Raw genomic sequence first — 18605 nt, 5'->3', positions numbered from 1 at the left:
GGTTAGTCCTTCGGGTCGCTACGGACGATGGTCAGCGCGTTGATGTGGCGCGGCTCGGGAACGGTGTCACCCGCCGGCCAGCCCTCGCGCTGGCGTCGACGATCGCCGTCGCTCGCCTCGGTCTGGTCGTGGAACAGCACCTGGGTGGTAGGGAACGGCAGATCGATCCCGGCGCCGACCAGCGCCTCAGACACCGCCTGCAGAACCCGGTCACGAACCTGAACAACGCCCGACCGCTTGGGCTTAGTCCACCAGCGCACCCTTAGGTTCTTGGACGATCCGGCCAGATCCCAGAGCAGCACATCGGGGGCAGGCTCGGCGAGCACGCCGTCGACGCCCTTAACCGCTTCCAGGGCAATCCGTCGTGCGGTGGTGACGTCGTCGCCGTAGCCGATGCCAACGTCATACTCGCTGCGCAGCAAGTCGTAGGCGGTGATGACGGTTACCGTTTCGGTATAGATGACGCTGTTGGGCACGATCACCCGCTGGCCGTCATAGGTGCGGATGTAAGTGGCGCGCGTCTCGATTGACTCCACCGTTCCAGTGAAGCCGCCCCCGGTGGTGATCTCGTCTCCAGCGCGGAACGGGTGACGAATGAGAAGCAGGATACCGGCGAGCAGGTTCTGGAAGATGTCCTTGAACGCAAAGCCGATCGCGACACCACCGATCCCGAGCGCCGAGAACAGCTTCGCCGGCGTGACGGACGGAAACGCAACGGTCGCCGCGATCAACGCGCCGAGCAGCATCAGAGCTATATAGGCAAGCCGACGAAACGCCATGCCGGCGCTGGGAAACTCGGAACGCTTGGCTGCGAACGCCTCGACGCCGCGGCGAACACCCGATGCAAGGCCCCAGAATATTAGGAAGACGATCAGCCCCGCCAGAAGCAAAGGCAGCATGGCAAGGAAGCCGTTGACCATGCCGTTGACGGTCGTCCAAATCTCGGACGGATGGATGGCCTTTGCCGAAGGAGTATTCATCATGCTATTCCTTAGGCCGTGCCGGCAAGCCAGGCGGTGCCGTCGCGCAGACGACGCTTGTAGTCGGGTTGGTCGAGCGCGGTCCGCAACTCAGTTGCGCGGGTCCGGACTCGGGTCAGGTTGAAGCCCTTCAGTGCCTCACTCGCGAGTTCCTCCAACCTGTTGGTGTAAAGGCGGATCGTCGTCAGCCGATCGGGCTCGTCACAGTAGAGTGATACCTCGCCTAGCGCGTTGAGATAGCGCAGGCTCGCTACCATGTCGGCCGCGCAATACTGCGCCAGTGCGCCAAACGACCGGTCCATCAACGAGGCAAAGGTGGTGGGATGGGCGATGACGCGAAGGGAGCCTTCGTCGTCGACGCGAAGGTGTGACGGCAGCGATCGGCCGGCCAGATCGGACATCGCAGCGCTCAGCCAGTCAAGGCAGGTGACCGCTGTGAAGGGATCGTTGACGCCAGGCGATAGTGCCCGTGCCGCGATCTCGACCAGTTCATCGACAAGGAAGCGCAGGTCCTGCAACGCCGAGCGTCGCGAGCCTACAGCGAATGCATCGCGTAAGTCATCTGCACAGGCGTCGTTGCAACGCTCAGGCGGCCAGACTTCGACCAGAGCGCGGCCCACATGGACGAAGTCACCGGGCTGGTACTGAAGGCGCAGAACGAGATCGTGTTTGGATGCCAGACGCAGGACTGCCTCGTCGTCGAGGAACTGGATGTAGCCGGTATCCTTCGCTGCAACGATGCGACGCTGCTTGCCATCTCTCTCGCTGGCATCGTCAAGAAAAGTGTCGGGGACGTTGGTAGCGGTCTTGGCATGATCGTCGGGCGAACTGCCGACGAAGCGGGGGAAGCGATCGTCAATGCCGCGCAGCAAGCGGTCGCCGACGTCCTCAATCACGCTGTTGATGTGAATTTTGCTAGGTACGTGGTGGATGAAATAGATCAGCACCGCGATCGAGCAGAGCGCCAGCAGCACGCCGACCAGCAGCGCCAGATTTGGTACAAAGCCGTAGCCACCTGACTCGTCAGCCGAGTGGATCGTGCGTAGTACCAACAGGCAGTACAGGAATGTCGCGATGAAGGTGCCAAGCGTCACCTGATTGCCGCGGTCGCGCATGAAGTTGGTAAGCAGGCGCGGGCCATATTGGCCAGATGCATACACTACCGCGGCGATCGTCACGGAGAAGACAGTACCGGCCACGGTGATCATCGACCCGCCGACCGACGACAACACCTGCCGCGCACCATCCGGTCGCGAGGCATATAGCCAGACATAGCCGTCCATCCAGGACGAGCCGACCTTCGAGTCCAACGCGACCATACCACCTGCCAGCAGTACTGCGGCGATGGCCATGACGGTGGGGACGAACCAATAGCTGGAACCGAGGTAATCGGTCAGACGGCGAAAGCCGGCGTTCATGAGGCAAGGCTTTCGACAGATGCCCGGCCGACTAGTGGCCGGGCAGAAAAATCAACGGACAGCTGCGGCCTGATTGGCAACGATGGCATCGCGCTGTTCCTGGCTCATGCCGGCAACGTTCATATCGGCTGCTTCAATGGCGTCGGAGCGGGAGTCGCCGGTCTTGCGTGCCTTGTCGGCACGATTATCCAGCTGCGCTGCCTGATTACGCAGATCTTGGGCATTCGCTTCCATGGCTTCAGCACGGGTATCTGCCGCATTCTCGACGCGATCGGCGAGCTTGTCCGACGGACTTTTATTGCAAGCCGCGAGGGGGAGGACGGCGGCAAGTGCCGCCAGGGTGATCATTGATTTCAAGGCATCTCTCCTGACAAAGCGCCAGGGTGTGTCCCGGGCGCGCCGAGCTCACTGTCCGGTTTATATCAACTGCGAAACGACCAAGGGGTTCCAGACACAGGTTAAGTGCAAGCGGCTCAAAGGATTACCGATTTTCGGTTAGTTGATCTCGGTGCTCGTATGTGGCTGGCAAAGATGGTCCGGTTTTGCCGGATTTTCGCCTGTCGACCGGATACGAGCCTTGAGGATGCCCGGGATGCCGCCTGCCCATTCTTATCGCGACCTATCCCCAGTTATGGTCACGTACGAGCGATAATGTCTAAAAGAAAAAGACATTTGATACGCCCAAAATACAGAACTCCCGCGAAGCACCCGCGCGAAAGTTCTGTATTTGACAAGCTTTTGGCGGCTTGCTCAGATAGCGATCTCGCCCTCGTCACTACCGTCCCAGTAACGAATTGCCTTTGCGTCGACATGGATCATAACAACGCCGGGTGTGTCGATGCCCTGAGGAAAATACCGATCGAGATCCTTGGTCCAGTGATCGGCGAACGCGGCTTTGTCCTCGATTATCGCCGCGGCGCCTTCGACAGCTACAAACAGTGGGGGACCACCGAGCATACCGACGGCGCCGGTATAGCTAAGCGTGACGTGAGGATCGGCGCGCAGGTCAGCAATCTTCCGTGAGTTATTGTAGGCAAAAAAGTAACTGTCACCTTGATATTCGACATCGCCATTGTTGCTCATCGGGCGGGCCGTCATCGTTCCATTGGATGAGCGAGTGGCCATCATTGTGAAGTCCAACTTTGCCATCTTTTTTGACAGTTCGGCTAGGCTGAGGACCGACATGGTATTGCTCCTTCAAAGTGGGGCCATGACATTTGCCCCAGCGGTTAGAACGAACGTAGTGACGTGTGGGCTGCGTCAGATGACGTGCGTATCCTATTCATGCTGAGACGCTTTCCGAAAACGCGGCGCTGGCTCGAACTCAAGTCTTCCGCCCTTCAGACTGCCTGAACGATGACCCACGCCCATGGTCACCTATATGAGAAACCCAGTCGCAATCACGATTGTGCGACAAACAGGTGTTTTCCGACACTTGGGTGCATGGCATGTAGCGCTGGCAAGCCACATCGGTCAGCATCGACGGTCACAAAGCAATATGCCGTCTTGCTGTTGCGAAAATTAGTATCTTAGCCACCTCAAACGTCAGCAGCACCAAGCCTCCGGCAAGACGCCATTGTTCCAATTGGATCAGCACATCGCTGGCAATCTGATCAGCAGAGAAGCCAGTCAGATCGCAAAACTTGGTCTCACTGTTCACCTGTGCTGTCAGCGCTGGCGGCTCAACCAGCGTAAAAACCTGCCCGCCTTATCGAACGGACACCTGACGAACCCTGTTGCAACCCATTACCCGTTTGTCTGCGGCAAGCCGACTATCGGTTCGGCTCAAACCTTTTTGTGCTCCACTCTTTCGTTTTGAACGACACGCGCCTACAAACTCAGTCAAAAGGTTCAAATGGCCGATCGGACTGGTTCATGAATGCCATTGTCAATCACATCGGTGAGCTTGCGGAAGCGGGCGAACGGATGATCGAGCGTTTACGGCGGAAAGCCTTTTTGCCCGAGAGCCGCAAAGGTCTCAACGTCCGGTTCGGGATCGCCGAAGCGGCGCAATTACTTGGCTGCTCGACCAACCGCATACGGATGGCCGAGGACGACGGTCGCCTCCCCCCTGCCCCTGCTGGTGAAAACGGGCGCAGGCTTGGCTATTCGGTCGAGGAACTGCTGCAGATGCGCGACGTGCTTGGGGCCTCTCCTGCCCGCGGGCCGCTTGATATTCCTGCAATCATCGCAGTGCAGAATTTCAAGGGCGGGGTCGGCAAGTCGACCGTAACCTGCCACCTCGCACATTATTTTGCGGTGCAGGGCTATCGTGTGCTGGTAGTCGATTGCGACAGCCAAGCGACGACGACGACGCTGTTCGGGTTCAATCCCCACTTCAATATTACACGAGAAGAGACGCTATACCCGTATCTGTCGATCGATCCGACCCAGGCCGATCTGCTTTATGCAGTCAAATCGACGCCGTGGCCCAACGTCGACCTGATCCCGTCGAACCTCGAGTTATTCGACGTCGAATATGAGCTCGCCGCGGCGGGATCGGATGGGCAGTCGGTACTCGCCGCACGCTTCCGCAAACTTAAGCAGGGGCTGGCCGACCTCGCGCGCAATTATGATGTGGTACTGCTCGATCCTCCCCCCGCGCTCGGGACGATCAGCCTTGCGGTGATGCAGGCGGCGAATGCGCTGCTCGTCCCGCTGGCCGCAACAACGCCGGATTTCTGTTCGACAGTGCAGTTCCTGTCGATGATGGACCAAGTGCTGCAGCAGCTCGCGCATGCCGGTATTGAGGTGGAATACGGCTTCCTACGGTTGATATGTTCAAAGTTCGACTCCAACGACCCGAGCCACGCAATGGTCCGCACGATCATGGAACAGAGCTTCGGCCCTGCCCTGCTTCCGGTACCCATCCTAGAATCCGCCGAGATCAGCCACGCAGCAATGCGTATGATGACGATCTATGAACTCGAACGCCCGATCGGCACGCCCAAGACGCACAAGCGTTGCCGCGCCAATCTCGATGAGGCGATGGGACAGATTGAGCAGCTCGTCCGCCAAGGCTGGGGCCGAGTGGAACCCGCCCGTGAGGAAGATCTACTCCATGTCGCGTGAACCAGAATTGTTGCTGTCCGAGACATCAGCGTTCCAAATATGTCTAATGCGGGAGGTGCCGCATGGCGCGTAAGCAATCCGATTATCTCGCGGCCTTGCTAGCGGATGAGCCAGCCGAAACCGACGCGGGCGCTCCCCCTGCCCCGCCCGTCCTCGAACGGTCGCGCGGCACCACGCTGCTCAACCGAGAGACCGCGCTCGCACGCGTGACGAGCGGCGAAGTGCGGCAAGTGACGCAGCTGCTGCTCGATCCCACGCGCGTGCGGATCTGGCCCGGCAATGCACGCAGCTACAAGCATTTGACCGAAGATGGCTGCCGCGAACTAATCGATTCCATCATCGCCGAAGGCGGACAGAAAGTCCCAGCGGTGGTACGCCGTGTTGACGGCGATCCGGCTCATGACTTCGAAGTGATCGCGGGCACGCGACGCCACTGGTCGATCAGCTGGCTGCGTGCGCATTCCTATCCCGAAATGCAGTTTGTGGCGCAAGTTGCCAGCCTCGACGACGAAGCCGCGTTCCGGCTCGCGGACCTCGAGAACCGGGCGCGCAAGGACGTGTCCGATCTCGAGCGCGCGCGCAATTATGCCGACGCGCTCAAGACGCATTACGGCAACCATCTGACGCGGATGGCGGAACGGCTCAAGGTGTCGAAGGGCTGGCTGTCCAAGATGGTCAAGGTTGCACAGATACCCGATGCGGTTATCGCCGCCTTCGCTTCCCCGGCCGATGTCCAGCTCAAGCCCGCTTATGCCCTGGCGCAGGCGCTCGACGACAAGGCTGCAACCAAGGCGATCCAGGGCGCGGCGCGCGAGCTCGCGCACGAACAGACCGCGCGGCGCGATCGGGGTGCGGACCCCTACCCTGCTGCGGACGTATTCCGGCGGTTGCTCGACGCGCCGAACGATCCCGCCGACAGCGCTCCCCCGTTTACCTGGACCACGCCGCACGGCCGCCCCGGGCTCAGCGTCCAGTCGAGCAACCGCCAAGGCGTCACGATCCGGCTCCACGCCGGGTCGGGTGCGGAGACCGACGAGCTGGTCGACGCGCTGCGCCAAGCGCTCGCGCATCTGGAGGCCGAAGGCCGCGGGCTGAAACGGTGAATGTGTTTCCCCGGGGAAACAGGCCGCGCCGCACCCCGGTGCCGACGGTTGCCCGCATCGGCCCGACGGTGTTTCCCCGGGGAAACACCCGGAGTCTGATCGCATGACCCGTGCCGATCGCCAGAACGTGTCCGAGCAGTTCGACCTGTTCCTCCCCTATCTCGCCGACATGCCGCTGCGCGACCAGCGCGAGATGATGGAACGCCCGTTCTTCAGCCTTGCCAAGTCGAAGCGCGTCAAGCCAATCGATTACAAGAGCCCCGACGGCAAGCTGTGGGTGCATGTCTCGGGCAACCCCGATTACGGCATGGCGACGATCTGGGATGCTGATATCCTGATCTATTGCGCGAGCGTGCTCGCCGACATGGCCCGGCGCGGCGTCAACGACGTGCCACGCAAGCTCCATCTGATGCCCTACGACCTGCTCCGCGCGATCGGGCGACCGACGACGGGGCGCGCCTATGAGCTACTCGGGCAGGCGCTCGACCGGTTGGTGTCGACCACGATCAAGACAAACATTCGCGCCGAGAACCGCCGCGAGGCGACCTTCAGCTGGCTCGACGGCTGGACCCAGCTGGTCGACGAAAAGACCGAGCGATCACGCGGCATGACGATCGAGTTATCGAACTGGTTCTGGGAAGGCGTGATGATGCAGGGCGGGGTGCTGTCGATCGACCGCGCCTATTTCGATCTGACCGGCGGGCGTGAGCGCTGGCTGTACCGCGTAGCGCGCAAGCACGCTGGCGGGGCAGGGGAGGTCGGCTTCGCGATCGCCATGCCGACACTGTTCGAGAAATCGGGCGCAGAAGGGCAGTATCGTCGTTTCAAATTTGAGATCGCAAAGATCGTCGAGCGCAACGAGCTTCCTGGCTATGCGCTCGCCTTGGAGACGCCGGCTGGCAAGCGCGAGCCATCGCTGCGGATGCAACGTCGCAGTGATGCCGAGCGCCCGGTGAAAACCGTGGCGGCGCACAAGGTGCGCGGCGCTAAGCCTGCACCAAGGCCAGCGTCAACCAATCCCGCTGCCACGGCTGACGATGCGACTGAAACGATTGACGTGACAGCGTTGCTGCGACGGTCGCGCACCAGTCTGGCGACACGCGCGACCGCCGGCGAAATCACAGATGCGACGATGGCAACGTTGCGCGCAGAGTGCCCAGGCTGGGATTATCAGACGTTGCACGATGAGTTTCGCACGTGGGTTGAGGCGGACAACGCTCGCACGCCGGTGAGTTATCAGGCAGCGTTCATCGGCTTTGTCCGCCGCTATCATGAAAAGCACCGCCACGAACTTGGGCGCTAGGAACTTTTTCGTCTTACGAACGGCCTTTGCCTTAGGAGGGTAGGGGACCACACTTACGTCGAAACCGCTTAAACTGGCGCAACCGTTCCCGAAGTGTCGTGTTCACAAATGTCTTTCCCGCTCAACACTCAGCGATCTATCTCAATTGAACGTCCCTTCAAACAAACCCCGGCGAACTGATTCAATTGCGCTTGGAAAATTATTCAATCGATGGGGGCTTCGACACTCCAGGAACAGCGTTCGACTTTTCAGGAACGCAAAGTCGATCCTTCGGGAACACAGTCGTCGACACTCCAGGAACGGATCGACGACACATCCGGAACAGAAGTGCCGGCCTAAGCTACGGAAAATAGTGAGTTTTATGTTCAGCAAAAGCGCCCCTAACTCATTAACATCAGGTATAAACCCTCTAAACCCGTGAGTTTTATATCTTTGAGAAATAGATTAAGTAGTTGTTGTGTACGAGCAGGCGCCACGTGACGTAGGTGAAGCGCAAACCTGCTTGTAAATCGATAGCTGATGGGATGACCCGCCGTCGAAAGCGGGAATTATCTGATCGCCTACGCCATTGGTTGCGGTTGAGAACCTACCCGGAAGATACCTAACCGGCGATGAAATACCCACCTTGTAAGTCTTCCATGAACGTCACGCATGCTTTCGTCCGACGATAGTCGCGATCGCATTCTGCATGAGGGCAGCACGGCTGATCTCGGGCTGATCACGAGTATCATAGTGATCGTACAGCGCCTGTTTAGCCGCTACCTTTTCGAGTTCCGGTGCAGTCGTGACAATCTTTCGCAATCGTTCTCCCTCAAGCGCCCACCGCTGGGCATGAAGGTGGTCAAGGTTCGCATCAATGCCCCTGCGGACAAGTTCCAGCTCCGTCATTTGCGCGGCTCTTTGGCAAACGGGATAGGCATCCCCCAGCTCGCGAACGGCGATAAACCGGCGGGCATGGGACGCATTACCCTCGCGATCGACCCACCGGGCACGCGATCCAGTCTCAACGGCACCGACGATATCGTCGCGCCAGGTGTCGCCCACCATCAGCAGTTCAGTGGCTTCACATTTCAGGCGTGCCGTCAGGCTGGCGTAGAACGCCCTCTCAGGCTTTATCGCGCCTGCATCAAAGGAGAAGTGCCAGATATCCACTAGATCGCCTAGCAGGGCCTTCAGCGGGGCGGCGTAGGGCAGGGCAAGGTTGGAAGCGACGGCAATCTTCACACCCTGCTCGCGAACCTGCCGTAACGCATACAGCGTGTCTGGGTAGAGCGCGATCATTGCCAGTTCCTCATCAAGCATCGCTAGTTCGGCGCCCGGGTGCGGTAACCCCAGTGCAGCGGCATAGTCCGCGAGGCCGATTGGCTGGACCATCGGCGAGGGCAGGGCCTCCGCCCGGTCACGGGCTTGCCGGATTAGCCGCTCGAACGGATGCCGCTTGCGACCGATATGGACTAGCGTACCGAACGCATCAAATGCGACTGCACGGGTGACCGGCGGTGGAGCATAAAAACGATCGGCAGCGGCGAGGAGGCGGGCGTACAGCGCGTCGCTGACACTACCGGCGCGGGTCATAGCATCGGCGACCACCGCCGCGTCCGGATCGGTTGGTTCGCGGAAGATCATGGCCGCCTCGTCTCCTCTATCGCGGCCGGCGAGGTCAGCCAGGACGGCAGCGTAGGCGGCTTGCTCGGCCAGTGTGTGGAAACTCGGAAGGGCATCGTTCATGGCAGGATCGTCCTGACTCGATGGGGGTGATGATCGTCGAAACGCCCGTCTCTGTCACGCCAGCTTGTCCAAAGCGCTTCCTTCTGCGACCATAGACCCGCGGTTCGGTCAATCCCGGCCGTGGGGCGTCGTAACCCCGATGATCACAAGTCCGGTCGAGAGCTTCTCGGCCGGGTGGCTGTCACGCATGTCCAAGGCTTGCCCAAAGGTGGCAGCGCCTTGTGCTTGTGCAGGGTTACGAACGCCCGGCTTTTCAGCCGGGTCGTGCCTCCAATATCGTTATGGAGGCAAGCTATGGCTCAAACGCCCGACGACACGGCCAAAGTCCGCAAACCTCGGATGAGTGCTGCCGAGAAGCTTGAAGCCGTGGGGCGGATGATTCGTGAGAATCCTATTCGGGCGCAGATCGTCTTTTCCAAAGCTGGTCCCATGGGCACATTGACGCCGCAGGATGACGGCACCTGGACAGGGTGTAGATATGGCCCCGGCTACCCTAACAACACGATCCGGACCTCTATCGAGGACGAGGCAATTGATTATGTCCTCAACGGTGAGGAATTAACGGACGGACCCAATATCCATCCTGCGATGGAGCAGGCGTGGAAGGAGCAGGAAGAGGAGTCAGAGCGCTACACGGCCGAGTTAGCTGCCCGCGCCGCCAAGCGAAAATCCGCCAAGCGCAAGCCGTAACCTAGCGTCACGGCTGGCCGCGGTTGCGACCCAACAAACGAGGCCGGCGGTTCATGTACTGATCGATATAGGCGTCACTTTTTTTCGCGTCGAGAAGGTCAGTGAGCGACAGGCTATCAACCGCAACGGTATTAGGTTCCGTCTCTGGTAAGTCCGATGGGGGATTATCGTCCGCCATTGGCTTGGGATCAGTAACGATATTGCGATCCGTATTTGGTTCAGGTTCGGAGCGCACGATTTCAACCAGCGGTTCAATCTTAGAAGCGCGAGCTTTTAACCTGTAGCGATACAGATAAACCCGAAACGTGTTGAGGCTGATTGGGAGGCCAGCTTTGGTAAGCCCTTCCACGATCGTCTCATGGTCCACTCCTTCACGAACCCGGCTGTCGATGTCTGGCATAAGGACGCGGAGTTGTGATGCCAGGGTTTTGCCCGTGAAGCTGGCGATCTGATCCTTGAGGGCTGGCAGGTCTGTCATCCTGTTTTGGTCCCTTCCTTGGCGATTGATGACTCTTGTGAGGGCATATCAAACCCGTCAACGTTTTTGTACCATCGCCGTACCATCGTTGTACGATTAAAGTATCATGATCGTATCATGCCAAATATCAGCATATTTTACGTACTAAATTTGTACCACAACCGTACCACCAGAGTACTAAATCGGTACCATCGGTACCGTTTTGTATCTATTGTCAGCGTAGAGCCTGCTGAGCTGCGCTCATCAGGGTAATTTGGACCCCCTTAAGCTCGGCCAGCCCGTTTCTGATCTGTCAGAGCTTCAATTCCGGCCCTTAAATTCGTGATTTCGGGTCGTACACCATACGCACCTTTCGGTGCCGGTAAGCTGTTGAATTAAAGCGCTTATTTACAGATGTCGGCAGGCATGCTGGACCCTAAGTGGACCCTAGCTACGCACAAGCCATTAGAAACGTTGACATAAAATGGGCTATATAGGGTCCTTTTTGTAGTAGGAGGCGTTGTGAAGCTGTCAGATTCCATCAAAGTCCGATTACGGGAGTGACAGGCGCTCGTTTACGCCGCCGAGGCCGAAAGTCGGGGCATTGGCCTCGCAGCTTTCATTCGGGACAAGCTCGACCAGAGTGACCGGGTTGAGGGAGAGCTAGCAAGCATCCGCGCGGCCATGATCGACATGGGCGAGACGCCGGACGAGCTGCGCGATCAGCTCGCTGATAGCGGGAATAGCGCGACCGACCAAGTACAGCCGGAGCCGGCAATACCGAACGCCGCTCAGATCGAAACGCTGATGCTGTTGCGGGAAATGGCATCGACTGCGGAAATACGAGCGGTCCATGGTGAACTCGACCGCCAGAAAATAGAATTGTGGCGCGGAAAAATGCGATAAGAACGGCGATTAGCTGACAGGCCAAAGCATATAAGCCGGGCACGATAATGCGGAATGCAGACTGAAAAGGAGCGGTCAAATGCACCTCGATCGGAAGTGGCATATCTCGCCGGGCCGGCTAATAGGAATGGGTATCGGGGCCGCCACAGGGCCCGCGTCGGTAACAATCGAGAGCCTCGCTATTGCCCGTTTCGCTTGAATGAACGGCTGATTTTTCGCACATCGGGGGGATGGCAGAGGAGGGGACCAGTTCCGATACCGAGCACGGCTCGAGCCCGGCATCACGCGGCGCAGCTGGCGCCTATATCGAAGGCGAGCTTGGGGCGCTCTATCTTCTGGCGCTGCTGACCGGAAACCGTGCGCCGGGGCTACCCGACGTGCGCGTGACGAGCGTGCGCTTCCAGGGCGTCGAGCAGGGGTTCAAGCTCGACGACCTCATCATCAAGGGCGTCGGCGCCAGCGGCAATGCGCTGCTCGAAATCCAGTCTAAGCGCGACATTCAATTCTCGCCGAGGGACGCGGTCTACAAGGATGTTGCGCATCAGATTGCCAACAGCACGATTGGAGATGTGCCGGCGGAGCGCCATTTGTTCGGAATCGCCACGCAGCGGACCAGTCGCAAGATCTCGGGCGCCTATCAGGACGTGCTAGGCTGGGCGCGCAGCACGGAAACAGCCGGCGAGTTCTTCAAACGGCTCGCGGCCAAGGGGGTGGCGAACGACGATATGCGCGCGTTCGTTACGACGACGCGCGCGCATCTTGTCGCGGGCGGCGTCGCCGATGACGATGAGGCGATCTGGCGGCTGCTGCGCCGGATGCTGATCCTAGAATTCGATTTCGAGGCAAGCGCGCCGATCGCACGGACGTATGGGTTGGCGCTCGCGCGCATGGCGCTGGCCGACGAACAGGTCGCGCGCGCCGAGGCGTTGTGGAGCCGGCTCGTTGACCTCTCAATCCAGACGGGCACGCGTGGTGGCGAAGTCGATGCAGCCGCGCTTAAGGTCAATCTCGCTGAGGCCGATTTTAAGCTTGCCGGCGCGCGCGAGTACGGCCCGGCTCGCACGCGGCTTGCCGAACTTGCGCAGAACACGCTCGCGCATATCGGGACGAGCGTCGCAGGCGTGACGCTGCCACGATTGGCGGCGATCGCAGCACTTGACGATGCGGTCGAAACGCAGCGCTTTATCGTTGTCCACGGCGATACCGGTGTCGGCAAATCATGGGTGCTGCGCCACTATGCCGATCGTATCGCGGCGCACGCTCCGATCATGGCCCTAGACCGGGAAGCGACGCCGGCGGGTGGTTGGCTGCCGCTGGCGAACGCGCTCGGCATTCCGGGATCGGCGGATGCGTTCTTGACCGATCTGGCCGCGAGCGGCGGAGCCTTTCTCTTCATTGACGGCATCGACATGGTCGATGATGCTGGGCGCCAGCGCACGATCAGCGAGCTGCTGCGGGCAGCCGCCGCCATCCCCGGGTTTACGGTGATCGCGACAGCGCGCCGGGCTGGCACGAGCGACGCCATCGCCTGGATCGACAACCGGATTGCGGCTGCGCTGGGCGGGCTGCAGGCGCTCGAGGTCGGGCCGTTATCGGACGAGGAAGTCGCGATCCTGATCGACCAAGCGCCCGAACTGCGCATGCTGCTCGATGCCAGTCATCCCGCGGCCCAGCTCGCGCGCAACCTTTACCGCCTGTCGCGACTACTTCGCGAGCCGAGCGCCGCGTCGGTCCGGACCGAGGCCGAGCTCACACAACTTTGGTGGACCAGTGCCGATGGCGCGCCCGCTATCGAAGTGCGGGCCGCCCAACGGATCCTCGAGGCGCTCGCGACGGCCGCGCTCAAAAGTGGCGCCGGGATCGATCTTGCCGAGGACTCGCTGGCCCGCGACCATCTGCTTGGCGTCCAGTCGCTCCGCGAGGTCCGGCGCGACCGACTCGATTTCTACCATGACGTGCTGCGCGATTGGGCGATCGGCGCTTACCTCGCCGAAGACCCATCCCGGTTGGCGGGGTTTGATCTGACCAGTCCCGTGTCGCCGCGCGTCGCCCGCGGCGTCGAGATCGCTGCGCGGCTGGTGCTCGAGACGGGGAAGGATGGAAGCGCTTGGCTCGACCTGCTGACGCATCTCTCGCCGCCAAGCGCGCACGGATCGTGGCGCCGCCAAGCGATCCTCGCGCTGGTCAGATCCGAAGTCGCGATCGATCTGCTCGACAAAGCGAGCACGTCGCTCCTCGCCCAGAGCGGCGGGCTCCTAACTGAGTTGTCCACGACGATCATTGCGGTCGAGACGCTTGCGGCGGCCGACATCATCACCTTGCCTGACGGATCAAAGATCAATCTGCCGCGCTCGTACCGGACCGACGTGACGGGATCGTCGGTCCTGGTCCTCCGCTGGGTACTGGCCCATGCGGCCGAAATCCCGATGCCGGCGATTGGCGCGGTGGTCGAGCTGGTTGAGATCCAGACTTTCTTCCTCAAGATGCTTCCCTCGCTCGCCGAGCGCACCGCCCGGTTGCTGTTCGACTGGCTGTACCAGCTCGATGTCTGTGACACGCCGGTCACGATCCCGGGGGCGGAAGGTCGAGCGCGCTGGGCGAACGATGCGCGGCGGCAGACGATCAACAAGCTCCGGCTGATGACGATGCTGCTCGGGTCATTCGCGCCGGATGCGCTTAAGGCCTATCTCACCGCGATCACGCGCGACGGCGACCATTATAAGATGAAAGACCTGCGCCAACTATCTGGCGTGATCGCCCCAGTCGCGCCAGCCGAGCTCGCGGCTATGGTCCAGGCGAGCCTGATCGAGAAAAGGGTCGATGGCCGCCGGCGGGACCGCGCGATTGAGCGCGCCTTCAGTTTCGCCGACAGCGATTATCTGCCGCCGTCGCCCGCGCACCCGCCGTTTTTGGACCTGCTGAACGCCGCTCCAGCCGAAGGACTGGCGTTGATCCGGGCGTTGGTCGAGGAGGCGATCGTGTTTCGCACCGACGGGTGTGAGCCCGGCGAGGACGGCGTCATGGTCGACTTTGGCAAGGGGCCGCGCTTCTTCCCTTGGGTCTGGACCTATGGTTGGTCGCGAGGCCGCGGCAATGAATATGCGGCAGCCTCCGGGCTTCTGGCGCTGGAGGCGTGGAGCCAGAAGCGGGTCGATGACGGCGATCCGGTGGAGGCGGTGCTGGTCGACATTCTCGGACCCGAGGGCAGCGCCTCTGCATATCTTCTCGTCGCGATCGATGTGCTCCTGTCGCACGGCACGGTCGCGCGCGTGTCGCTCGCGCCGTTCCTTGCGAGCCCGCAGCTGCTCGCCGCCGATCGCACCCGGCAGATTCATGACCAGATAGGGTCGGGGCTCGACAGGCTGGGGTTGAAGGAGGAGCCGGAGGGGCCGGTGCGCTTGGCCGATCTGAGAGCACGCCCGTCCCGCAGCTATTCGCTGATCGACACCTTGCAGAATTTCTTGGCTGACGAGCCGGTCGGCAATGGGTTGCGGACGGCGCTCGCGGACGCGGTTGAGAAGCTTGAGCCTTATTCTGTGCACGCGACGTTGAGCGACCCGGAGTTGGCTGGCCGCAACGCGCTTAACGTCCTCACCTTGGCGAACTGGTTCGAGCGGGAGGATGGCAATTTCGAATATCGGTCGCCGCCGGACGAGGCCGCGCATTTCGCGGCGCTCGAAGCCAAGCGCGACGTGTCGGTTCAGGCCAGTGGGATGGAAGCGCGCATTTCGATGGCGGCCGAAGGCGGTGAGTATGCGACGCCCGATACCGCGCGTGATGCCATCGCCTATGCCGAGGGCGGCGTGCCCGATGGCAGCGATACTGACGCGCTCCAGTCGCGCTCGACGCGGCTCATCACGACGGCGCTCCTGGTCGCGCGCGACGGCGACGACGTGCTTCTCGCCGCGCACGAGGCCTGGGTGCGACGCGTGATCGAGATTACGCTCGACGAGCAGTCCGATCGCGGCGGCGGCTCACACGATACGCTGCGCTACAACCGGCCGGCGATCGCGATCCTGACACTGATCCACCTCTGGGCGCGGCAGGGCCAGACCGCCGATCGCGATGCGCTGCTCCGGCTCGTGACACGCCAGGACCGGGCAGCAGCCCCGGCGGTGGGGGCGGCGGTCCCATGTATCTTCGAGATCGACCCGCGTCTCTTCAAGGCGGCGACGCGGGCAGCCTTTGCCAGCATGACTTGGCGCTGGAAGAGCTACGATTCGAAAGACGAGGCGATCCAGGCGGCGTTCGAAGCGGAACGTACGGTCCGGATCGCCGCGGCGGTGGCGGCCGAGGTGGCTTGGCTCAACGGCGGTGCCGAGCCGGACTGGCCGGCTTGGCCTGACGAGCGCCCGAATTTGCGGCGGGCTAGCCGGATCCGGGTGCCTGGACCTGTCATGCCCGAAGACTTCGACGCGGACGACGCGCTCGATACGGCGATCGATTCCTCGTCGGCAACCCTTCATGTCGATCATCAGGCGGCAGCCCAATGGCTGGCGATGATCCAGTCGGCACCGGTCGGCACGATCGGCTGGCGACAGGAGGTCGTCTCGGCCTATGCCGACTGGACCGGGCGAATGAACGGACTGGGCTATGGGGCAGATGCCGAGATTAGCCGCGAGCCGAACGACTGGAATATGCAGTATTACGCGTTCTACGCTGAGCGGCTGCTCGATGGCGACGATGCGACGTTCGTGGCCGATCTGCCGTTCGTAACCGACCTGCCGGACGCGCCGTTTGGCGAGGTCGCGCAAACGGTGCAGCATGCCGCCGACGCGCTCTATTTCAACGACACCGGCCGCGCGGCGGCACGACCGGTAGCTCTTCGCAAGAAGCTGGTTGCGCGCGTGATGGCGCTAAACCGATGGCAGCATGCCCGCGACCCGGCAGAAGCGCGGGTCGACCTGGAGAGCGGCGGGATCATCGCGAAGATGTTGTTCAACACCTACGGGATGATCAACGGGACGCAGAGCTATTTGCCGCCGGCCCTGTTCGACCGGGTCGATCCGTTCCTGCCGGTGCTACGCCCGATGTTGCCCGGGGGGCAGATGGTGTTCGTGGCGCGCTGCACGATGAATCTATTGCTGGTCGCGCCGCGCGCCCGTCATCTCGACTTTCTGCTCGACGCGGTCGGGGTTTGGTTCGGCCGCACTACATCACCGGGCTTCTGGATCGCGGCAGGCGTCGGCCGCCAAGTCGCGCAATGGTTTGGAGCGGTGTTGGTTGAGGCCCCGGGGTTGCTCGCACCCACGCATCTGGAGCGCGCGCGGATCGATCGGGCGCTCGGGCAACTGGTCGCGGTCGGTATCGCCGAGGCGCATGATCTAGAGCGCCGTGTCACGGCAGCTGCCAAAGCCGCCAGCGCCGTACTTGTTCGTCGCACGCAGGATTGAAGCTCTATTGGGACTTGAGCGACTGGGTATGGGGCGCGGGTGTTACAATCGGACGAGACTGTTGAAAAACGGCTGCTTATGAGCCGCGAGGTAGATGGCTGGTGACGTGGCAATCGGGAAGATAGGCTGCGTATCATGCTGGCGCGGCCGTCCGGGCCAGCAACTGGAGATTGTAGGCTGCGGCGGCCATGGTGAACTCTTCTGCGGCTCCGGCCAGACCTCGCAGCTTGAGCGTTCGTAGACCGAGGTTTCGTTTCAGGTGGCCGAACACGCGCTCGATCCGCCGTCTTCGACGCCGCGCCTGCACGTAGGCGTCGGTGCCGGCGAGGGCGCGGACGGTATCTCGAGCATCCTCGCTCACGAGGCGGGTGACACCGCGCTTCTTTCCGATGGTGCATTGGGGTTTCAGTTCGCAGGCGGTGCAATCGGTGAGACGGCTTCGGTAGACGCGGACCTGGCTGGCGCGGTTAGTGCCGCAATAGCCAAGCAGCTTGTCTGCCGGGCAGCGATAGGCGTCGGCCTCGCGGTCGTAGCGAAAGGCATCACGGGTGAAGAAGGCATCGCGCTGGCGACCGCGGTCGATGACCGGAATGTACGGCGTGATGTTTCGATCGACCAGCCAGCCGAGCAGCGGGCCGCTCCCATACGCCTTGTCGGCCGAGAGGCTCACAAGCGTAATGCCCAGCTTGGTCTCGATGCGTGACACCAGCGTCCGGGTCGCCGCCACTTCAGCTGCGAAGCGCGCAGGCGTTGCCTCAACGTCGAGGATACAGTCAGTGTCGAGGTCAAGCAGCGGGTTGATGGCGTAGGCGTACCGTGCCGGCCCGTGCTTGCAGGTGAGCGCCGCCTGCGGGTCCGTCGGCGAGATGCTTGCCGGCTCGACGGCGGCCGGCTCGTCCGGACCTGGCGGCAACGCGGCATCGAGCGCCGCGAGATACTCGGCGACGGGCCGCGAGACGCTCTCCCGAGCACGCAGTTCGTCAACTGCGGCGGTACCCTTCAGCTTCTTCTCCCGGCTGGCATCGGCCATGATCGTGCTGCCATCCACCGCCACGTCGCGCCCCGCCACCAGCCCGGCCGCGGCGCACTTGGCGACCACCTGCTCGAACAGCAGACGATGCAGGTCGCAGGCGCGGAAGCGACCGTGCCGGTTCTTTGAGAAAGTCGAATGATCAGGCACCCGATCGGCCAGATCGAGACGACAGAACCAGCGGTAGGCGAGGTTGAGGTGCACCTCTTCGCACAAGCGCCGTTCCGAGCGGATGCCGGACAGGTAGCCGACCAGCAGCATCCGTAGCATCAGTTCCGGATCGATTGAGGGTCGCCCGGTCGTGCTGTAGCTCGCCGCCAGTGCGTCGCGCACGAAGCCGAAATCAAAGAGGGCGTCGATACGTCGGAGCAGGTGGTCAGCGGGCACATGATCGTCGAGCCGGAACCCGTAAAACAGCGCGCCCTGCGCTACCTGCCGCCCCATCATGTCCCTACTCCTCGCCGCGTTGCAGGAGTGAATCACGGCGCCCGGGCGGTAGCAAGCACGCGTTTTTCAACAGTCACG

At 61.7% G+C, this 18605-nt stretch carries 14 protein-coding genes; 6 read left to right on the top strand and 8 right to left on the bottom strand.

Annotation, left to right across the window (positions count from 1 at the left end; all coding sequences use genetic code 11):
- Positions 1–2: 2 nt before the first annotated feature.
- The 5 genes from C8J24_RS03110 to C8J24_RS17465 all read right to left on the bottom strand — a co-directional run bounded on the left by C8J24_RS03110 (position 3) and on the right by C8J24_RS17465 (position 4058).
- Positions 3–980: a mechanosensitive ion channel family protein gene (locus C8J24_RS03110; protein ID WP_167396679.1), complete on the bottom strand. Its 978-nt coding sequence runs from the start codon at positions 978–980 to the stop codon at positions 3–5.
- A gap of 11 nt (positions 981–991) precedes the next feature.
- Entirely contained in the window at positions 992–2398 is a 1407-nt protein-coding gene (locus C8J24_RS03105; protein WP_107930210.1) for a DUF2254 domain-containing protein, read from the bottom strand.
- Between the two features lie 51 nt (positions 2399–2449).
- A complete protein-coding gene (locus tag C8J24_RS03100) occupies positions 2450–2746 on the bottom strand; it encodes a hypothetical protein (RefSeq protein WP_107930208.1) in 297 nt (98 codons plus the stop codon).
- A 402-nt stretch (positions 2747–3148) separates the two neighbouring features.
- Positions 3149–3583: a pyridoxamine 5'-phosphate oxidase family protein gene (locus C8J24_RS03095; RefSeq protein WP_107930205.1), complete on the bottom strand. Its 435-nt coding sequence runs from the start codon at positions 3581–3583 to the stop codon at positions 3149–3151.
- A gap of 301 nt (positions 3584–3884) precedes the next feature.
- On the bottom strand, positions 3885–4058 hold the full coding sequence (locus C8J24_RS17465; protein WP_167396678.1) for a hypothetical protein: 174 nt from the start codon (positions 4056–4058) through the stop codon (positions 3885–3887).
- Between the two features lie 215 nt (positions 4059–4273).
- On the opposite strand from C8J24_RS17465, the gene C8J24_RS03090 reads away from it, so the two are divergent.
- The 3 genes from C8J24_RS03090 (at position 4274) to C8J24_RS03080 (ending at position 7876) form a co-directional block, all read left to right on the top strand.
- Positions 4274–5470: an AAA family ATPase gene (locus C8J24_RS03090; protein ID WP_107930203.1), complete on the top strand. Its 1197-nt coding sequence runs from the start codon at positions 4274–4276 to the stop codon at positions 5468–5470.
- A gap of 62 nt (positions 5471–5532) precedes the next feature.
- Positions 5533–6573 (top strand): ParB/RepB/Spo0J family partition protein, encoded by a 1041-nt coding sequence (locus tag C8J24_RS03085; RefSeq protein WP_107930201.1) that lies wholly within the window; start codon positions 5533–5535, stop codon positions 6571–6573.
- 103 nt (positions 6574–6676) lie between these two features.
- On the top strand, positions 6677–7876 hold the full coding sequence (locus C8J24_RS03080; RefSeq protein WP_107930199.1) for a replication initiator protein A: 1200 nt from the start codon (positions 6677–6679) through the stop codon (positions 7874–7876).
- Between the two features lie 645 nt (positions 7877–8521).
- Here C8J24_RS03080 and C8J24_RS03075 read toward each other — a convergent pair.
- On the bottom strand, positions 8522–9604 hold the full coding sequence (locus tag C8J24_RS03075) for an HAD family hydrolase (RefSeq protein WP_107930197.1): 1083 nt from the start codon (positions 9602–9604) through the stop codon (positions 8522–8524).
- Positions 9605–9898: 294 nt separating this feature from the next.
- On the opposite strand from C8J24_RS03075, the gene C8J24_RS03070 reads away from it, so the two are divergent.
- On the top strand, positions 9899–10294 hold the full coding sequence (locus C8J24_RS03070) for a hypothetical protein (RefSeq protein WP_107930195.1): 396 nt from the start codon (positions 9899–9901) through the stop codon (positions 10292–10294).
- 7 nt (positions 10295–10301) lie between these two features.
- Here C8J24_RS03070 and C8J24_RS03065 read toward each other — a convergent pair whose 3' ends face one another.
- On the bottom strand, positions 10302–10772 hold the full coding sequence (locus C8J24_RS03065; protein ID WP_107930193.1) for a hypothetical protein: 471 nt from the start codon (positions 10770–10772) through the stop codon (positions 10302–10304).
- A gap of 663 nt (positions 10773–11435) precedes the next feature.
- Between C8J24_RS03065 and C8J24_RS03060 the strand changes: the two genes are divergently transcribed.
- Both C8J24_RS03060 and C8J24_RS03055 read left to right on the top strand, forming a co-directional pair.
- Positions 11436–11657: a hypothetical protein gene (locus C8J24_RS03060; RefSeq protein WP_107930191.1), complete on the top strand. Its 222-nt coding sequence runs from the start codon at positions 11436–11438 to the stop codon at positions 11655–11657.
- A 230-nt stretch (positions 11658–11887) separates the two neighbouring features.
- The gene (locus C8J24_RS03055; RefSeq protein WP_107930189.1) at positions 11888–17050 is read left to right on the top strand and encodes an ATP-binding protein; all 5163 of its coding nucleotides are present in this window, start codon (positions 11888–11890) and stop codon (positions 17048–17050) included.
- Between the two features lie 133 nt (positions 17051–17183).
- Here C8J24_RS03055 and C8J24_RS03050 read toward each other — a convergent pair whose 3' ends face one another.
- On the bottom strand, positions 17184–18527 hold the full coding sequence (locus tag C8J24_RS03050) for an IS1182 family transposase (protein ID WP_107930187.1): 1344 nt from the start codon (positions 18525–18527) through the stop codon (positions 17184–17186).
- Between the last annotated feature and the right edge of the window lie 78 nt (positions 18528–18605).

The sequence above is a fragment of the Sphingomonas aerolata genome (assembly GCF_003046295.1).
GTDB lineage: Bacteria > Pseudomonadota > Alphaproteobacteria > Sphingomonadales > Sphingomonadaceae > Sphingomonas > Sphingomonas aerolata.
This window is presented reverse-complemented; position numbering and strand designations above follow the sequence as displayed.